This window comes from Pyxidicoccus sp. MSG2 (assembly GCF_026626705.1).
Classification (GTDB): domain Bacteria; phylum Myxococcota; class Myxococcia; order Myxococcales; family Myxococcaceae; genus Myxococcus.
Genome location: NZ_JAPNKC010000001.1, coordinates 2,053,638 through 2,069,518, shown reverse-complemented (window position 1 = coordinate 2,069,518; position 15,881 = coordinate 2,053,638). Strand labels below are relative to the sequence as shown.

The window sequence follows — 15,881 nt, the reverse complement described above, 5'->3', positions numbered from 1 at the left end:
GCTCGAAGAAGTTGTCGTGGAGGCCCACGCGCTGCACGCGCAGCACCTGGACGAAGACCTCGGCCAACCGCTGTTCGGTGGGAGTCCTCGGCGCCAGGTAGGAGTCGTCCGCCGAGCTGCTGACCGAGTCGGGAGCGGGCAGGGCCTTGCGGTCGACCTTGGCGTTGGCGGTGAGGGGCAGGGTGTCCAGACGCACGAGGGCGGAGGGCACCATGTACTCGGGCAGTTGCTCCTTGAGCGCCGCACGCAGGGCGGCCATGTCGAGCGACTCGGGAGCGGCGACGTAGCCGACGAGGCGCTTGTCGCCGGGGACGTCCTCGCGCACCAGGGCCACGGCCTGGGCCACGTCGGGGAAGGCGAGCAGTGCGGCTTCGACTTCCGCGAGCTCGATGCGGTAGCCGCGCACCTTCACCTGGGCATCGGCGCGGCCGAGGAACTCCAGCACGCCATCATTCCGCCGACGAGCCAGGTCTCCCGTGCGGTAGAGGCGAGCACCCGGGACACTGGAGAAGGCGTCAGGGACGAAGCGCTCGGCGGTGAGGGCGGGCTGCTCCACGTAGCCCCGGGCTACGCCGTCGCCGCCGACGAACAGCTCACCGACGACTCCAGCAGGCACCGGCTGGCCGTGCGCATCCAGCACGTACACCTGCGTATTGCCGATGGGACGGCCAATGGGCACGGAGGAGCCCACGTGCTCCACCGACGTCATGCGGTGGGTAGAGGCGAAGAGGGTGGTTTCCGTGGGGCCGTAGCAGGCCGTGACGGGGATGCGGAGCTCTTCCAGCACGCGGCGGACGTGCGGCGCGCTGACCACGTCACCCCCGGTGAGCAACTGCTTCACGTTGCGCAGGGCGGGGAAGTTGTTGTCCACGACCTGGGTGAAGAGGCCGGCGGTGAGGTGCAGCGTCGTCACGCCATGCTTCGTGAGGATGGCCTCCAGTTCCTTCAGGTCGGAAGGCGAGTGCGGCGGGAAGACGACGAGCCGCGCGCCATGGAGCAGCGGACCCCACAGCTCCAGGGTGGACGCATCGAAGGAGACCGGCGCGATGAGGAGGAAGGTCTCATCCGGCCCGAGATGCGCGTAGTCGTTGCCGAAGAGGGTGCGAAGCACGGCGGACTGCGGAGTGCCAACGCCCTTGGGCCGGCCGGTGGAGCCGGAGGTGAAGTCGATGTACGCCAGACTCTGGGGCCGCGAGGCCATCGGAGGCGCCGACGTCGGCTGGGCCTCCAGGGACACCTCCCCCAGCACCACGGTGGACAGGCCCTCGGTGGGCAGCTTCGCCCTCAGCTCATTCGAGGTGATGAGCACGCGAGGACGCGAGTCCTCCACCATGGCGGCGATGCGCTCGCGCGGATACGACGGGTCCAACGGGACGTAGGCGCCGCCAGCCTTGAGAATGGCGAGGAGGGAGACAATCAGCTCTAGCGAGCGGTCCAGGGCAATGGCCACGCGGGAGTCGGTGGACACGCCCAGGCCGCGCAGATGATGCGCAAGCTGGTTCGCGCGCGCGTCGAGCTGCCGGTAGGTGAGCTTCTCCTCACCGAACTCGACGGCGACCTTGTCCGCGTACCGCGCCACGACCTGCGAGAAGACCTCGGGCAGGGTGGAGCCGCGCGGGTACTCGGAGGCGGTGGCATTCCATTCCACCAACACCTGCCGGCGCTCGGCCTCGGACAGCATGGCCAGGGATGCCAGGGACGACTTCGGCTTCGAGACGAGAGCCTCGACCAGCACGCGGAAGTGCTCCGCCATGCGCTGTGCCGTGCCGGCCTCGAACAGGTCGGCGTTGTAGCCCAACGAGCCCTGGTAGCCGTCGGAGGTCTCGCCCAGGTTCAGCTCCAGCTCGAACCGGGCCGAGGGGTTGTCCACCTCGACCGGGCGCAGCGTCAGCCCGTTCGTGCCGACCGAGGGCATGGACGCGTTCTGCAAGGCGAAGAACACCTGGAAGAGCGGGCCGCGGCTCAGGTCTCGCGTGGGCTGCAACTCCTCGACGAGCCGCTCGAAGGGCACGTCCTGGCGGGCATACGCGCCGAGCGCCGTCTCCCGTACCTGCCGCAACAGGTGAGCGAACGAGGCGCTCGGGTCCACCTGGGAGCGCAGCACCAGGGTGTTGACGAAGAAGCCGATGAGGCCCTCCGTCGTTCCTTGCTGGCGGCCGGCGATGGGCGAGCCGACGGTGATGTCCTGCTGCCCGGAGTAGCGCGACAGCAAGACCTGGAAGGCGGCGAGCAGCGCCATGAAGGGCGTGGCGCCCTCCCGCTGGCACAGTGCCTTGAGGGCCTCGGACGTGGAGGGTGACAGGACGACTGGCACCTGCGCGCCGCGGAAGGTCTGCACTGGCGGGCGGGCCTTGTCGGTGGGCAGCTCCAGGGTGGAGCTGCCCGAGAGCTGCTGACGCCACCAGCCGAGCTGCTCCTCCAGCACCGCTCCTTGGAGCCACTGCCGCTGCCAGACCGCGTAGTCGGCGTACTGGATGACCAGGGGCGGCAGGGGGGAAGGCCGACCCTGCGAGAAGGCCTCGTAGAGGGCGACGACTTCACGCACCAGCACGCCCATGGACCAGCCGTCCGAGACGATGTGGTGCATGTCGAGCGCGAGCACGTGCTCGGTGGCGCTCAACCTCAACAACTGCGCACGCACCAGCGGACCGGTGGCGAGGTTGAAGGGCCGCAGCAGTTCCTCGCGCAGGAGCCGCTCCAGCTCGGCGCGGGCGGCCTGGGGCTCCAGGTCGCTCAGGTCCACTGTCTGAAGCGGCAGCTCGCCCGTGGACGAGATGCGTTGGAGGGGCTGGCCCTCCTCCTGGATGAAGGTGGTGCGCAGGGCTTCATGCCGGTGGACCAGCGCATCGAAGCCGCGCTGCAAGGCGCCCACGTCGAGCGGCCCGTCCATGCGCACGAAGGTGGGCATGTTGTAGGAGGCGCTGCCGGGCTGGAGCTGGTCGATGAACCACAGGCGCTGCTGGGCGAAGGACAGCGGTAGCGGCCCGGTGCGGGGAACGGGGACGATGGCGGGCGCCTGGGTGCCGGGCGCGGACTGCCGTGCGGACTCGATGCGCGTGGCGAGGGCCGCCACGGTGGGGGCCTCGAAGAGGGCGCGCAGCGGCAGTTCCACGCCAAGCTGGGAGCGGATGCGCGAGATGACCTGCGTGGCCAGCAGGGAGTGACCACCCAGCTCGAAGAAGTTGCCGGTGACGCCTACCCTGGAGAGCCGGAGGACTCCCGCGAACAGCTCTGCCAGCTTTTCCTCGGTGGGAGTGCGCGGAGCAACGAAGTCCTCGGTGGAGGTCAGCGCGGCATCCGGAGGAGGAAGGGCCTTGCGGTCGACCTTGGCGTTGGCTGTGAGGGGCAGGGTGTCCAGACGCACGAGGGCGGAGGGCACCATGTACTCGGGTAGCCGCTCCTTGAGCGCCGCACGTAGGGCGGCTGTATCGAGCGACTCGGGAGCAGCGACGTAGCCGACGAGGCGCTTGTCGCCAGGGACGTCTTCACGCACCAGGGCCACGGCCTGGCCGACGTTGTCGAAGGCGAGCAGTGCGGCTTCGACTTCTGCGAGCTCGATGCGGTAGCCGCGCACCTTCACCTGGGCATCGGCGCGGCCGAGGAAATCCAGCACGCCGTCACCCCGCCAGCGGGCCAGGTCGCCCGTGCGGTAGAGGCGAGCACCCGGAACACCAGAGAAGGAGTCGGGGACGAAGCGCTCGGCGGTGAGGGAAGGCTGGCCGACATAGCCACGGGCCACACCGTCGCCACCGACGAACAGCTCACCGACGACGCCGACGGGCACGGGCTGCCCGGAAGCGTCGAGCAGGTACACGCGCGTGTTGCCGATGGGGCGACCAATGGGCACGGAGGTGCCCACCTGGGCCACCTCCGTCATGCGGTGGCACGAGGCGAAGAGCGTCGTCTCGGTGGGGCCGTAGCAGGCCGTCACCGGAATGAACATTCCTTCCAGCACGCGCCGCACGTGGGGAGCGCTGACGACGTCACCTCCGGTGAGCAGTTGCTTCACGTGGCGAAGGGCGGAGGGCTGGTTGTCGACCACCTGGGTGAAGAGGCCGGCGGTGAGGTGCAGCGTGGTGACGCCGTGCTTCACCAGGACCGACTCCAGTTCCTTGAGGTCGGAAGGCGAGTGTGGCGGGAAGACGACGAGGCGCGCGCCATGGAGCAACGGCCCCCACAGCTCGAGGGTGGAGGCATCGAAGGAGACGGGCGCGATGAGGAGGAACGTCTCGTCCGGACCGAGGTGCGCGTAGTCGTTGCCGAAGACGGTGCGGAGCACGGCGGCCTGCGGAGTGCCGACGCCCTTGGGACGGCCCGTGGAGCCGGAGGTGAAGTCGATGTACGCGAGGCTCTGAGGCAGCGCGGCCATCGGAGGCGTCGAAGTCGGCTGCGCCTCCAGTGACACATCCTCCAGCACCACGGTGGACAGGCCTTCCGTGGGCACCTTCGCGAGCAACGCGCGAGAAGTGATGAGCACGGTGGGGCGCGCGTCCTCCACCATGGCGGCGAGGCGCTCACGCGGGTAGCTCGGGTCGAGCGGGACGTAGGCGCCGCCAGCCTTGAGGATGGCGACGAGGGAGACAATCAGCTCCAGCGAGCGGTCCAGGGTAAGCGCCACGCGCGAGTCGGTGGACACACCCAGGCCCCGCAGGTGCCAGGCGAGCGGGTTCGCCCGTTCATCCAATTGCCGATACGTGAGGCGCGAGTCACCGAACTCGACGGCGACCTTGTCCGGGAAGCGAGCCACGACCTGCGAGAAGACCTCGGGCAGGGTGGAGCCGCGCGGGTACTCGGAGGCGGTGGCATTCCACTCCACCAGCACCTGTCGCCGCTCCGCTTCCGACAGCATGGACACGGACGCGAGGGGCGCTTCGGGCCGGGCCACGAGCGCGTCCACCAGCAGGCCGAAGTGCTCCGCCATCCGCTGAGCGGTACCGGCCTCGAACAGGCCCGTGTTGTAGCCGAGCACACCCTCGTAGCCCTGCTCCGACTGCGCGAGGTTGAGCTCCAGCTCGAACCGATTGGTGGGGTTCTCCAGCTCCACCGGCCGCAGGCCCAGAGAGGACTTCCGCGGCGTCACCCGGGTCGTGTTCTGCAGGGCGAAGAGGACCTGGAAGAGCGCGGGCCGGCCGAGGTCTCGCTCCAGCCGCAGCTCTTCCACCAGCTTCTCGAAGGGCACGTCCTGGTGGGCGTAGCTGCCCAGCGTGGTCTCCCTCACCTGGGCCAGCAGCGTCCGGAATGACGCGCTCGCATTCACGCGGCTGCGCAGTACCAACGTGTTGACGAAGAAGCCGATGAGCCCCTCGGTCTCCGCGTACCGGCGGCCCGCGATGGGCGAGCCCACCAGGACGTCCTTCTGGCCCGAGTAGCGCGACAGCAACACCTGGAAGGCCGCGAGCAGGACCATGAAGGGCGTGGCCCCCTCCCGCTGCGCCAGGGCCGCCAGCGACGTGCCGAGCTCCCGCGACAGCCGCACCGGCACCGTGCCGCCCTGGTTCGAGAGCACCGCGGGCCGGGGCCTGTCCGTGGGCAGCTCCAGGTGCGACGGCGCTTCGGTCAGTTGCTGCTTCCACCAGCCCAGCTGCGCTTCCAGCGTCTCACCGCTCAGCCACTGGCGCTGCCAGACGGCGTAATCCGCGTACTGCACCGGTAGCGCTGGCAACGAGGGCGGTCGGCCTTCCGCGAGCGCCGAGTACAGCGCTTCCATGTCGCGCACGAGCACGCCCATGGACCAGCCATCGGAGACGATGTGGTGCATCACCAGCACCAGCACGTGCGCCTCGGGCGCCAGCCGCAGCAGCGTGGCGCGCAGCAGTGGGCCGGCTCCGAGCGAGAAGGGAATCGCCGCTTCCCTCAGCGCACGGCGCTGAGCCTCTTCCCAGCGCTCGGATTCCGGCATCGCGGACAGGTCCTCCACGCCGAGCGCGAAGTCCGAGGGCGGGTGGATGACCTGGGTGGGCTGGCCCTCGCGAGAGGCGAAGGTGGTGCGCAGCGACTCGTGACGCGCGACGAGGGCGGAGAAGGCCCGCTGGAGCGCGTCCACGTGGAGGGCGCCTTCGATGCGCAGGACGACGGGGATGTTGTAGGCGGCGCTGCCGGGCTCGAGCTGGTCGATGAACCACAGGCGCTGCTGGGCGAAGGACAGCGGCAGCGCACCGTCACGGGGCACGGGCACGGGAGGAGGAGCCTCGGGTGCCGCGCCATCGCGCCGCGCGGCCTCGACGCGCAGGGCGAGCGCTTCGAGCGTAGGGGCCTCGAACAGCGCGCGCAGGGGCAACTCCACGCCCAGGGACGCACGCAGCTGGGACACGAGCCGCGTGGCGAGCAGCGAGTGGCCGCCCAGCTCGAAGAAGTCGTCGGTGGCGCCGACCTGGGCCCGGCCCAGGACCTCTGCCCAGAGCGTCGCCAGGTGCTGCTCCGTTTCCGTGCGGGGCGCGACGTACTCGCGCTGCTCGGACACGAGGGCCCCCGGAGCCGGCAGGGCGCGCCGGTCCACCTTGCCGTTGGGCGTCAGCGGCAGCGCGTCCAGCGGCACCAGTACGGAAGGCACCATGTACTCGGGCAGCTTCGTGCGCAGGAACTCCTTGAGTGCCTGGGCCTCCACGCCCTGTGCCACGACGTAGGCCACCAGTCGCTTGTCACCGGCCGTGTCCTCGCGCACCACCGCTACGGCTTCCCTCACCCGCGGATGCTGCGTCAGGGCCGCTTCCACCTCGCCCGGCTCGATGCGGAAGCCGCGCAGCTTCACCTGGCCGTCCTTGCGGCCGAGGAACTCGAGCGTCCCGTCCGCGAGCCAACGCACCCCGTCGCCCGTGCGGTACAGGCGCTCTCCGTTTCCGAAGGGATGCGGGACGAAGCGCTCCGCCGTCAGGTCCGGCCGGCCGAGGTAGCCGAGGGCCAGTCCGTCTCCGCCCACGTAAAGCTCGCCGGGCACACCCACCGCGACGGGCTGCATCGCCTCGTCCAGCACATACGCCGTCGTATTGCGGATGGGCCGGCCGATGGACACCGAGCGGGAGCCCACCGGGTCCAGCCGCTCCATCCGGTGGCAGGTGGAGAACGTGGTGTTCTCCGTCGGGCCGTAGCCGTTGACCAGCGTGCCACCCGCGGCGAGCCGCTCGCGGACGCGCCCCACGGGAAGGACATCCCCTCCGGCCAGCACCTGCTTCACGCGGGCCAGGGCCTCCGGCTGCCGGGCCTGCATCTGCTCGAAGAGGGCCGCCGTGAGCCACAGCGAGGTGATGCCGGAGGCCACCAGCGTGCGGCCCAACTCCTCCAGCGAAGGCGTACCCGCCGGGTACACCACCAGCTTCGAGCCGTGCAGCAGCGCGCCCCACAACTCCAGCGTCGAGGCATCGAAGGAGATGGGCGCGAGCTGCAGCCACACCTCTTCTGGTCCGAAGCGCGCGAAGTCCGTCTCCAGCACGAGGCGCGACACCGCCCGGTGCGGCACGCCCACGCCCTTCGGCCTGCCCGTGCTTCCCGAGGTGAACATCACGTACGCCAGGTGACCACCGCCGACCCGGGCCGGCGGGTTGCTCTCTGGCTGGCGCGCGAGCTCATTCCGCCCGGCGTCGACGAGCACCACCGTTTCGCCGGCCTCGGCCACCGCTCCCGCCAGCTTCTCCTGCGCGACGAGCACCGTGACGCCGGCCTCGCGCTTCATCCACTGCAAGCGCTCTCGCGGGTAGCTGGCGTCCAGCGGAACGTACGCGGCACCGGCCTTGAGGATGCCCAGCACGCCCACCACCAACTCCAGCGAGCGCTCCAGGCACAAGCCCACCCGCGCCTCGGGGCCGACTCCCATGGCCCCCAGGTGGTGCGCCAGTTGGTTGGCGCGGCGGTTCAGCGCGTCGTAAGTCAACTGCTGGCCCGCGTGCTCCACCGCCACCGCGTGCGGCGTCTTCTGCGACTGGGCCTCGAACAGCTCCGCCAGCGACGTCTCGCGCGGATACTTCGCGGCCGTCCCGCTCCACTGCTCCACCAGCCGGCGCCGCTCCTCCTCGCCCATGAGTGGCAGCTCGCGCAGCCGCTTCCCGGGCTCCGCGGCCGCGGCCTCCAGCAGCACCTCCACGTGCTCCAGCAGCCGCCCGGCCGAGTCCGGCTCGAACAGGTCACTGTCGTAGTTGAGCGACACCGTGGCGCCCTCGGCCGTCTCCCACACCAGCAGGGACAGGTCGAACTTCGAGGTAAGGTTGCCGGCCTCCAGGCCCTTCAGCGTCATCCCCCGCCGCAGCTTCACCTCCGTCATCGGGGTGTTCTGTAGCGTCAGCGCCACCTGGAAGAGGGGATTGCGGCTCAAGTCACGCCGGGGCTGCAGCTCCTCGACCAGCTTCTCGAAGGGGACGTCCTGGTGCGCGTACGCCCCGAGCGTCACCTCGCGCACCTGCGCCAGCAGCTCGCGGAAGGTGGCCTGGGGCGAGACGTGCGCGCGCAGCACCAGCGTGTTGACGAAGAAGCCGATGAGTCCCTCCGTCTCCGCGTGCGTGCGTCCGGCGATGGGCGAGCCGACGGAGATGTCCTCCTGGCCCGCGTGGCGCGCCAGCACCGTCTGGTACGCCGCCAGCAGCACCATGAAGGGCGTGGCCCCCTCGCGCTGTGCGGCTGTCTTCACGCCCTCCCACAGCGTCTTCGTCCATATGCGCTGCCGCACGCCACCGCGGAACAACTGCGCGGGCGGACGCGGCTTGTCGGTGGGCAGTTCCAGCGCGCTGGGAGCGCCCGCGAGCTGCTGGCGCCAGTAGCCCAACTGCGCGTCCAGCGTCTCGCCCCGCAGCCACCCGCGCTGCCACACGGCGTAGTCGGCGTACTGCACTGGCAGCTCGGGCAGGGGCGAGGGCTGGCCCTCGGAATAGGCTTCGTAGAGCGCGGCCACCTCGCGGACGAGGACACCCGAGGACCAGCCGTCCGTGACGATGTGGTGCAGGTTGAGCAGAAGCACGTGGTCGGCGGCGCCGAGCTTCACCAGCAGCGCGCGAATCAGTGGGCCCGTGCCCAGTGAGAACGGGCGCTGCGCGTCCTCCTCCACCAGGCGCCGGGTCTCCGCCTCGGCGGCGTCGCCGTCGAGTCCACTCAGGTCCACCATGCGCAGCGGCAATTCCGCGACGGGCGCGATGACCTGCACGGTGCCACCTGCCTCCTCACGGAAGGTCGTGCGCAGCGCCTCGTGCCGGCGGACGAGCTCCTGGAGAGCCCGCTCCAGCGAGCCCACGTCCAGGGGGCCTTCGAGCCGGACGGCGGCGGGGATGTTGTAGAAGGCGCTGCCGGGCTCCAGTTGGTCGAGGAACCACAGGCGCTGCTGCGCGAAGGACAGGGGCAACGCGTCGGTGCGCGGCACGGGCACCAGCGGTGGACGCGCGGGGCCTGCCTGGGTACTCCGCGCGGCGTCGATGCGTCCTGCCAACTCGGCGACGGTGGGCGCCTCGAAGAGGTCCCGCAGGGGCATGTCGAAGCCGAACGTCGCGCGCACCCGCGACACGAGCTGCGTGGCCAGCAGCGAGTGGCCGCCCAGGTCGAAGAAGTTGTCATGAGCCCCCACTCGCGCGGCGTGCAGAAGCTCCGAGAAGAACAGCGCGAGCTGGCGCTCCGTCTCCGTGCGCGGTTCGACATACTCCCCGCCGTCACCGCCGCCCGGAGCCTCCGGGGCTGGCAGCGCCTTGCGGTCCACCTTGCCGTTGGGCGACAGCGGGAGTGCCGGCAGCACCACCACGGCGGAGGGGACCATGTACTCGGGCAGCTTCTGCTGGAGGAAGGTGCGCGCGGCCTGGGCCTCCAGCACCTCCTCCTCTTCTGCCACGACGTAGGCGACCAGGCGCTTGTCGCCCGGGACATCCTCGCGCACCACCACCACGGCCTCGCGCACGCCAGCGAAGCGGCGCACCACGGCCTCCACTTCGCCGGGTTCAATCCGAAAGCCGCGCACCTTGACCTGGAAGTCGGTGCGGCCGAGGAACTCCAGCGTGCCGTCCGGCTTCCAGCGCACCCTGTCTCCGGTGCGGTAGAGGCGAGTGCCGGGCACTCCCGAGAAGGCGTTCGGGACGAAGCGCTCGGCGGTCAGCTCCGGGCGGCCCAGGTAGCCCCAGGCCAGGCCGTCACCGCCGACGTACAGCTCGCCGGGTACACCCACGGGCACCGGCTGCAGGGCTGCGTCGAGCACGAAGGTGGTGGAGTTGGACAACGGGCGGCCGATGGGCACCGACGTGCTCAACGTGTCGCCACGGCGCAGCGTGTGCGTGGCGGAGAACGTGGTGTTCTCCGTGGGGCCATAGCCGTTGACGAGGACGGCGCCCTCGGGGAGGCGCTCCAGGTGCTGGCGTACGCGCTCGGCGGGCAGCACATCACCGCCCGCGAGCACCTGCCGCACGCGAGCCAGGGACTCACCCTGGTGCAGCACCACCTGCTCGAAGAGGGCCGCCGTCAGCCAGAGCGTGGTGACTCCCTGGCTGACGAGCAGCGCGCCCAGTTCCTCCAGTGACAGCTTGTGTGGCGGGGCCACCACGAGCCGGCCGCCGTTGAGCAGCGCGCCCCACACCTCCAGCGTGGAGGCATCGAAGGCCACCGGGGCGAGCTGCGCGAAGGTGTGGTCCGGGCCGAAGTCGATGAACGTGGAGTCGCGTACCAGACGCACCACGGCCCGGTGCGGCACGCTGACGCCCTTGGGCTGGCCGGTGCTGCCCGAGGTGAACATGACGTAGGCCAGCGCGTCTGCGGAGACGTCCACCTCCGGCGCGGTCTCCGGCCAGCGCGTCACCTGTGCCCATTCCGTGTCCAGGCATACGAGGAGCTGGCCGAGCGCGGGCAAATCATCCGCCACGTGCTCCTGCGTCAGCAGCACGCCGACGCCCGCCTGCTGGAGCAGGAAGGTGATGCGCTCCGTCGGGTAGCTCCGGTCCACCGGCACATAGGCGCCGCCCGCCTTGAGCACACCCACGAGTGCCACCACCAACTCCAGCGAGCGTTCCAGGCACACGCCCACGCGTGCGCCCGGCGCCACGCCGCTGGCTCGCAGGTGGTGCGCGAGCTGGTTGGCGCGCCGGTCCAGCTCCCCATAGGTGAGCTGTGCATCTCCGAAGACGACGGCCACCGCGTCCGGTGTGAGGGCGGCCTGCCGTGCGAACAGCGCGTGGATGGACGCGTCACGCGGGTAGTCGGTGGCGGTGGCATTCCAGTCCACCAGGACCTGACGGCGCTCGGCCTCCGTCAGCATGGACAGGGACGCCAACGGCGCTTCGGGGTGGGCGACGAGTCCCTCGGCGAGGACGCGGAAGTGCTCCGCCATCCGGGAGATGGTCTCCGGCGCGAAGAGGTCCGCGTTGTAGGAGAGATAGCCCGAGTAGCCCTCGGCGGTGCGCCACAGTCCCAGCTCCAGCTCGAAGCGGACCGGGCTCTCCTCCACCGGTCGCGGGCGCAGCGTCAGCCCCGGCAGCGACAGCTCGGGCACGGGGGCGTTCTGGAGGACGAACGTCGCCTGCACCAGCGGCGGGCGGCTCGAGTCGCGCTCCACCTTGAGCGTCTCGACCAGCCGCTCGAAGGGCACGGACTGATAGGTGAAGGCTCCGAGCACGCTCTCGCGCTCCTGGGCCAGGAGCGCGCGGACGGTGTCCGAGCCGGACACGCGGGCTCGCAGGGGCAGCGTGTTGACGAAGAAGCCGACGAGCGACTCCAGCTCTCCACGCTCGCGTCCCGCCAGCACGGTACCGACGAGCATGTCCTCCTGGCCGGTGTAGCGGCTGAGCAGGAGGTGGAAGGTGCCCAGCAGGGCCATGAAGGTAGTGATTCCCTCGCGGCGGCAGAACGCCTCCAGCCCCTCGGCGAGGGGAACAGGCAGGACCACCGGGCGAGCGGCGCCGCGCGACGTCTGGACCGCCGGACGCGGCTTGTCCGTGGGCAGCTCCAGCGCCAGGGGCGCACCGGCGAGTCGCTCGCGCCACCAGCGCAGCTGACCGTCCAGCACATCGCCGCGCAGCCAGCCTCGCTGCCAGGACGCGAAGTCCGCGTACTGCAACGGCAGCTCTGGAAGCAGCGCGGGGCGGTCCTCGATGAAGGCCCGGTAGAGCGCGGCCAGCTCCCGCACCACGACGCCCATGGACCAGCCGTCCGACACGATGTGGTGCTGCGTGAGCACCAGCACGTGCTCCTGGGCTCCGAGCCGTAGCAGGGCGGCGCGCAGCAGCGGGCCGCGCGTCAGGTCGAAGGGCCGCAGCCCTTCCTCGCGCACCCAGCGCCCGATGCCCTGGCGCGCTTCGGGATGCCCGCTCAGGTCCGTCACCGGCAGCGGAACGGGCGCGGCCGGGTGGATGACCTGCACGGCCCCATTGGCTCCCTCCCGGAAGGTGGTGCGCAGGATTTCGTGCCGGCGCACCAGCTCCGTCAGGCCGCGCTGCAGGGCGCTCACGTCGAGCGCGCCCGTCATGTTCAGGGCCACGGGCAGGTTGTAGAACGCGCTGCCCGGCTCGAGCTGGTCGAGGAACCACATGCGCTGCTGCGACAGCGACACCGGCAGCTCGCCCGTGCGCGGCACCGGCACCAGCGCGGGCGCCTGGGGGCCCTGACCGGCAAGCACTGCCCGGTCTACCCTCATCGCGAGGTCCGCGAGTGTGGTGGAGTCGAACAACTCCCGCAGCGGCAACTCCACGCCAAAGGCGGCGCGGATGCGACTGATGGCCTGGGTGGCCAGCAGCGAGTGTCCACCCAGCTCGAAGAAGTTGTCGGACAGGCCCACCGGCTCCACGCCGAGCACGGCGCTCCAGATGCCCGCCAGCTGCGTTTCCGTCGGAGTGCGGGGCGCAACGAAGTCCGGGCGACCGGTGGAAGCGGCGAGGTCCGGCGTGGGCAGGGCCTTGCGGTCCACCTTGCCATTGGACGTGAGCGGCATCGCGGGCAGCACCACGATGGCCGACGGCACCATGTACTCGGGCAGGGTCCCCTTCAGCGCGGCGCGCAGTGCGGCGCCGTCCGTCTGCATGCCCTCGCGCGCCACGGCGTAGCCCACGAGGCGCTTGCCACCGGGGCCGTCCTCACGTGCGACGACGATGGCCTCGCGCACCGCGGGCAGTTTCGCCAGTGCGGACTCCACCTCGCCCAACTCGATGCGGAAGCCGCGAACCTTGACCTGCGCGTCCGCGCGGCCGACGAAGTCCAGCGTGCCGTCCTCGCGCCAGCGCACCACGTCGCCCGTGCGGTACAGACGCGCGCCCGACTCGCCCGAGAATCGGTCCGGCACGAAGCGCTCGGCGGTGAGGGCGGAGCGGCCCGCGTAGCCTCGCGCCACGCCGACACCGCCCACGTACAGCTCGCCCTTCACGCCCACGGGCGTGGGCTCTCCGCGCCCGTCGAGCACGTACACCCGCACATTGGCCAGGGGCCGGCCGATGGAGGGCACGCGTCCGTCCGCGACGCACTCGGTGAGGGTGGCAATCACCGTGGCCTCGGTCGGGCCGTAGGTGTTGAGCAGGCGTCGGCCCGGAGCCCAGCGCGCCACGACTTCGGAAGGCAGGGCTTCGCCACCGGAGATGACGGTGCGCAGCTCGGTCAGTCCTTCCGCCGAGGTGGCCGCCAGTGCCGCGGGCGTGAGGCTGATGACGGTGAGCGCTTCTTCGCGCAGCAGCTTCTGCAGCGGCGCGCCCGGCATCAACTTCTCCAGCGGCGCCAGAACCAGCGCGCCTCCGGAGCACAGGGTGGTGAAGATCTCCTCCACCGACAGGTCGAAGGAGAGGCTGGCGAACTGCAACACGCGGCTACCGGGGCCGATGCCGTAGGCCACCGCTTCGTGGGTGACGAGGTTGGCCACGCTGCGATGCTCGACGGCGGTGCCCTTGGGCGTGCCGGTGCTGCCGGAGGTGTAGAGCAGGTAGGCCTGGTGGTACGGGGCCACGCTCGTCACCGGTGCATCGGTGCTCTCCCGAGAGAGCGCGTCCTTCTCGGTGTCGAGGCAGAACGCACGGGCGTGGTGTGCCTCGGAGAAGCGCTCCAGCAGCACCGACTGCGTCAGCAGCACCGAAGCACCGCTGTCCTCCAGCATGAAGGCCAGGCGCTCACGCGGCAGCAGCGGATCCACGGGCACCCAGGCGCCGCCGGCCTTGAGGATGCCGAGCAGGCCCACGACGACATCCAGCGAGCGCTCCACGCTGAGCGCGACGCGCACCTCGGGCCCGACGCCCCGGCGGCTCAGCGCGTGCGCGAGCTGGTTGGCCTTCGCATCGAGCTGCGCGTAGGTGAGGTGCTGTCCCTCGAAAGAGGCGGCACGCGCATCGGGCGCGCACCGTACCTGCGCCTCGAAGAGCGAGTGGACGCACGCCTCTGGGAAGTCCGCGCGGGTGGCATTCCAGTCCACGAGGACACGGCTCCGCTCCTCGTCCGAGAGCAGCGCGAGCGCGGACAGGCGCGTGTCGGGCGAGGCCACCAGGGCCTCCACCAGCGTGCGCAGGTGCCGCACCATGCGCTCGGCCGTGGACGCTTCGAACAGGTCCGCGCGGTAGTCGAGCCGGCCCTTGTAACCGTCCCCCGTGCGCCTCAGCGTCAGCGTCAGGTCGAACTTCGCGACGGAGTCCGCCAGGGGCGCACCGCGCATCGTCAGCCCCGGCAGCGACAGCTCGGGGGGCGGCATGTTCTGGAGGATGAACATCACCCGGAACAGCGGCGCCTCGCGCAAGTCCCGCATGGGCTGGAGGCGCTCGAAGGGGACGTGCTCATGGGCATAGGCGCCGAGCGCCATCTCCCGCACGCGGCCGAGCAGTTCGCGCACGGTGGGGTCGCCGTCCAGGCGGGTGCGCATCACCAGGGTGTTGAGGAAGAAGCCGACGAGCCCCTCCAGGTCGGCGCGGTTGCGTCCCGCCACCGGCGAGCCGACGGAGATGTCGTCCTGTCCCGAGTAGCGCGACAGCAGCACCTGGAAGGCCGCCAGGAACAGCATGAACGGCGTGACACCTTCACGGAGGCAGAAGGTCTCCACTGCCTCCGTCAGCTCCTGGGAGAGCAGGACGGGCGCCAGGTCCCCTGGGGGCGAAGCCTGGAGATTGCGCGGCCTGTCGGTGGGCAGCTCCAAATCCTGCGGCGCGCCGTCGAGCTGCTGCCGCCACCACGTGAGCTGCTTCTCCAACTCCTCGCCGTTCAGCCACTTCCGCTGCCACTCCGCATAGTCCGCGTACTGGAGTGGCAGCGGCGGCAGCTCAGGAGCCTGGCCCGCGGCGAAGGCCTGGTAGAGCGCGGTCAGCTCCCGCACCAGCACCGTCATGGACCAGCCGTCCGAGACGATGTGGTGCACGTTGAGCAGCAGCACGTGTTCCCGGGTGTCGAGCTTCAGCAGCAGGACGCGCAGCAGCGGGCCGGTGGCGAGGTTGAACGGGCGCAGGGCCTCCGTTTGCAGCCGACGGCGCGCCTCGGACTGTCGCTGCTCGGACGCGACGTCGCGCAGGTCGATGACGGGAAGCTCCAGCGGGGCGGGCGCGGAGATGCGCTGCACCGGGCCCTCGGGCTCACCGTGGAACGTGGTGCGGAGCGTCTCGTGGCGGTGCACGAGCGCTTCCAGGCCGCGGCGCAGGGCTTCGGCGTCAATGTCGCCGGTCAGCTCCAGCGTGAACGGCATGTTGAAGGCCGGGCTCCCGGGCTCGAGCTGGTCGAGGAACCACAGGCGCTCCTGCGCGAAGGACAGCGGAGCGCGCCGGGACTGACGGGCTTTGTCTCGCAGCAGCTCGGCGAGCCGTGCGCGCTTCTGTTCGGAGGTCAGGGCCATGACCGACTACCTTTCCCTGCGCGCGCACTCGGCCACTGCACGGCCGTCATCGGCCGGCGGTCCGCTGCGCGCGCTCACGAAGAACGACTACTCGAAGTTGGAATCGCGGGAACGACGACGGAACCCGAAGGTCCGCATCGAGTAGCCCGGT

Annotated in this window: 1 protein-coding gene and 1 pseudogene; one reads left to right on the top strand and one right to left on the bottom strand. The window is 70.7% G+C overall.

Annotated features, from left to right (window positions below):
• Positions 1–7: 7 nt before the first annotated feature.
• Positions 8–15,730: pseudogene (locus OV427_RS07320) on the bottom strand (non-ribosomal peptide synthase/polyketide synthase); the annotation flags it as partial.
• Here OV427_RS07320 and OV427_RS07315 point away from each other — a divergent pair.
• Complete coding sequence (locus tag OV427_RS07315) at positions 15,729–15,875, top strand: hypothetical protein (RefSeq protein ID WP_267855384.1); 147 nt, start codon at positions 15,729–15,731, stop codon at positions 15,873–15,875. The pseudogene OV427_RS07320 and the gene OV427_RS07315 overlap by 2 nt on opposite strands.
• The last annotated feature ends 6 nt before the right edge of the window (positions 15,876–15,881 follow it).

Excerpts from the sequence above, each read along its gene's own strand:
- OV427_RS07315 (WP_267855384.1), top strand. The coding sequence starts at position 15,729 with ATGACCGACTACCTTTCCCTGCGCGCGCACTCGGCCACTGCACGGCCG.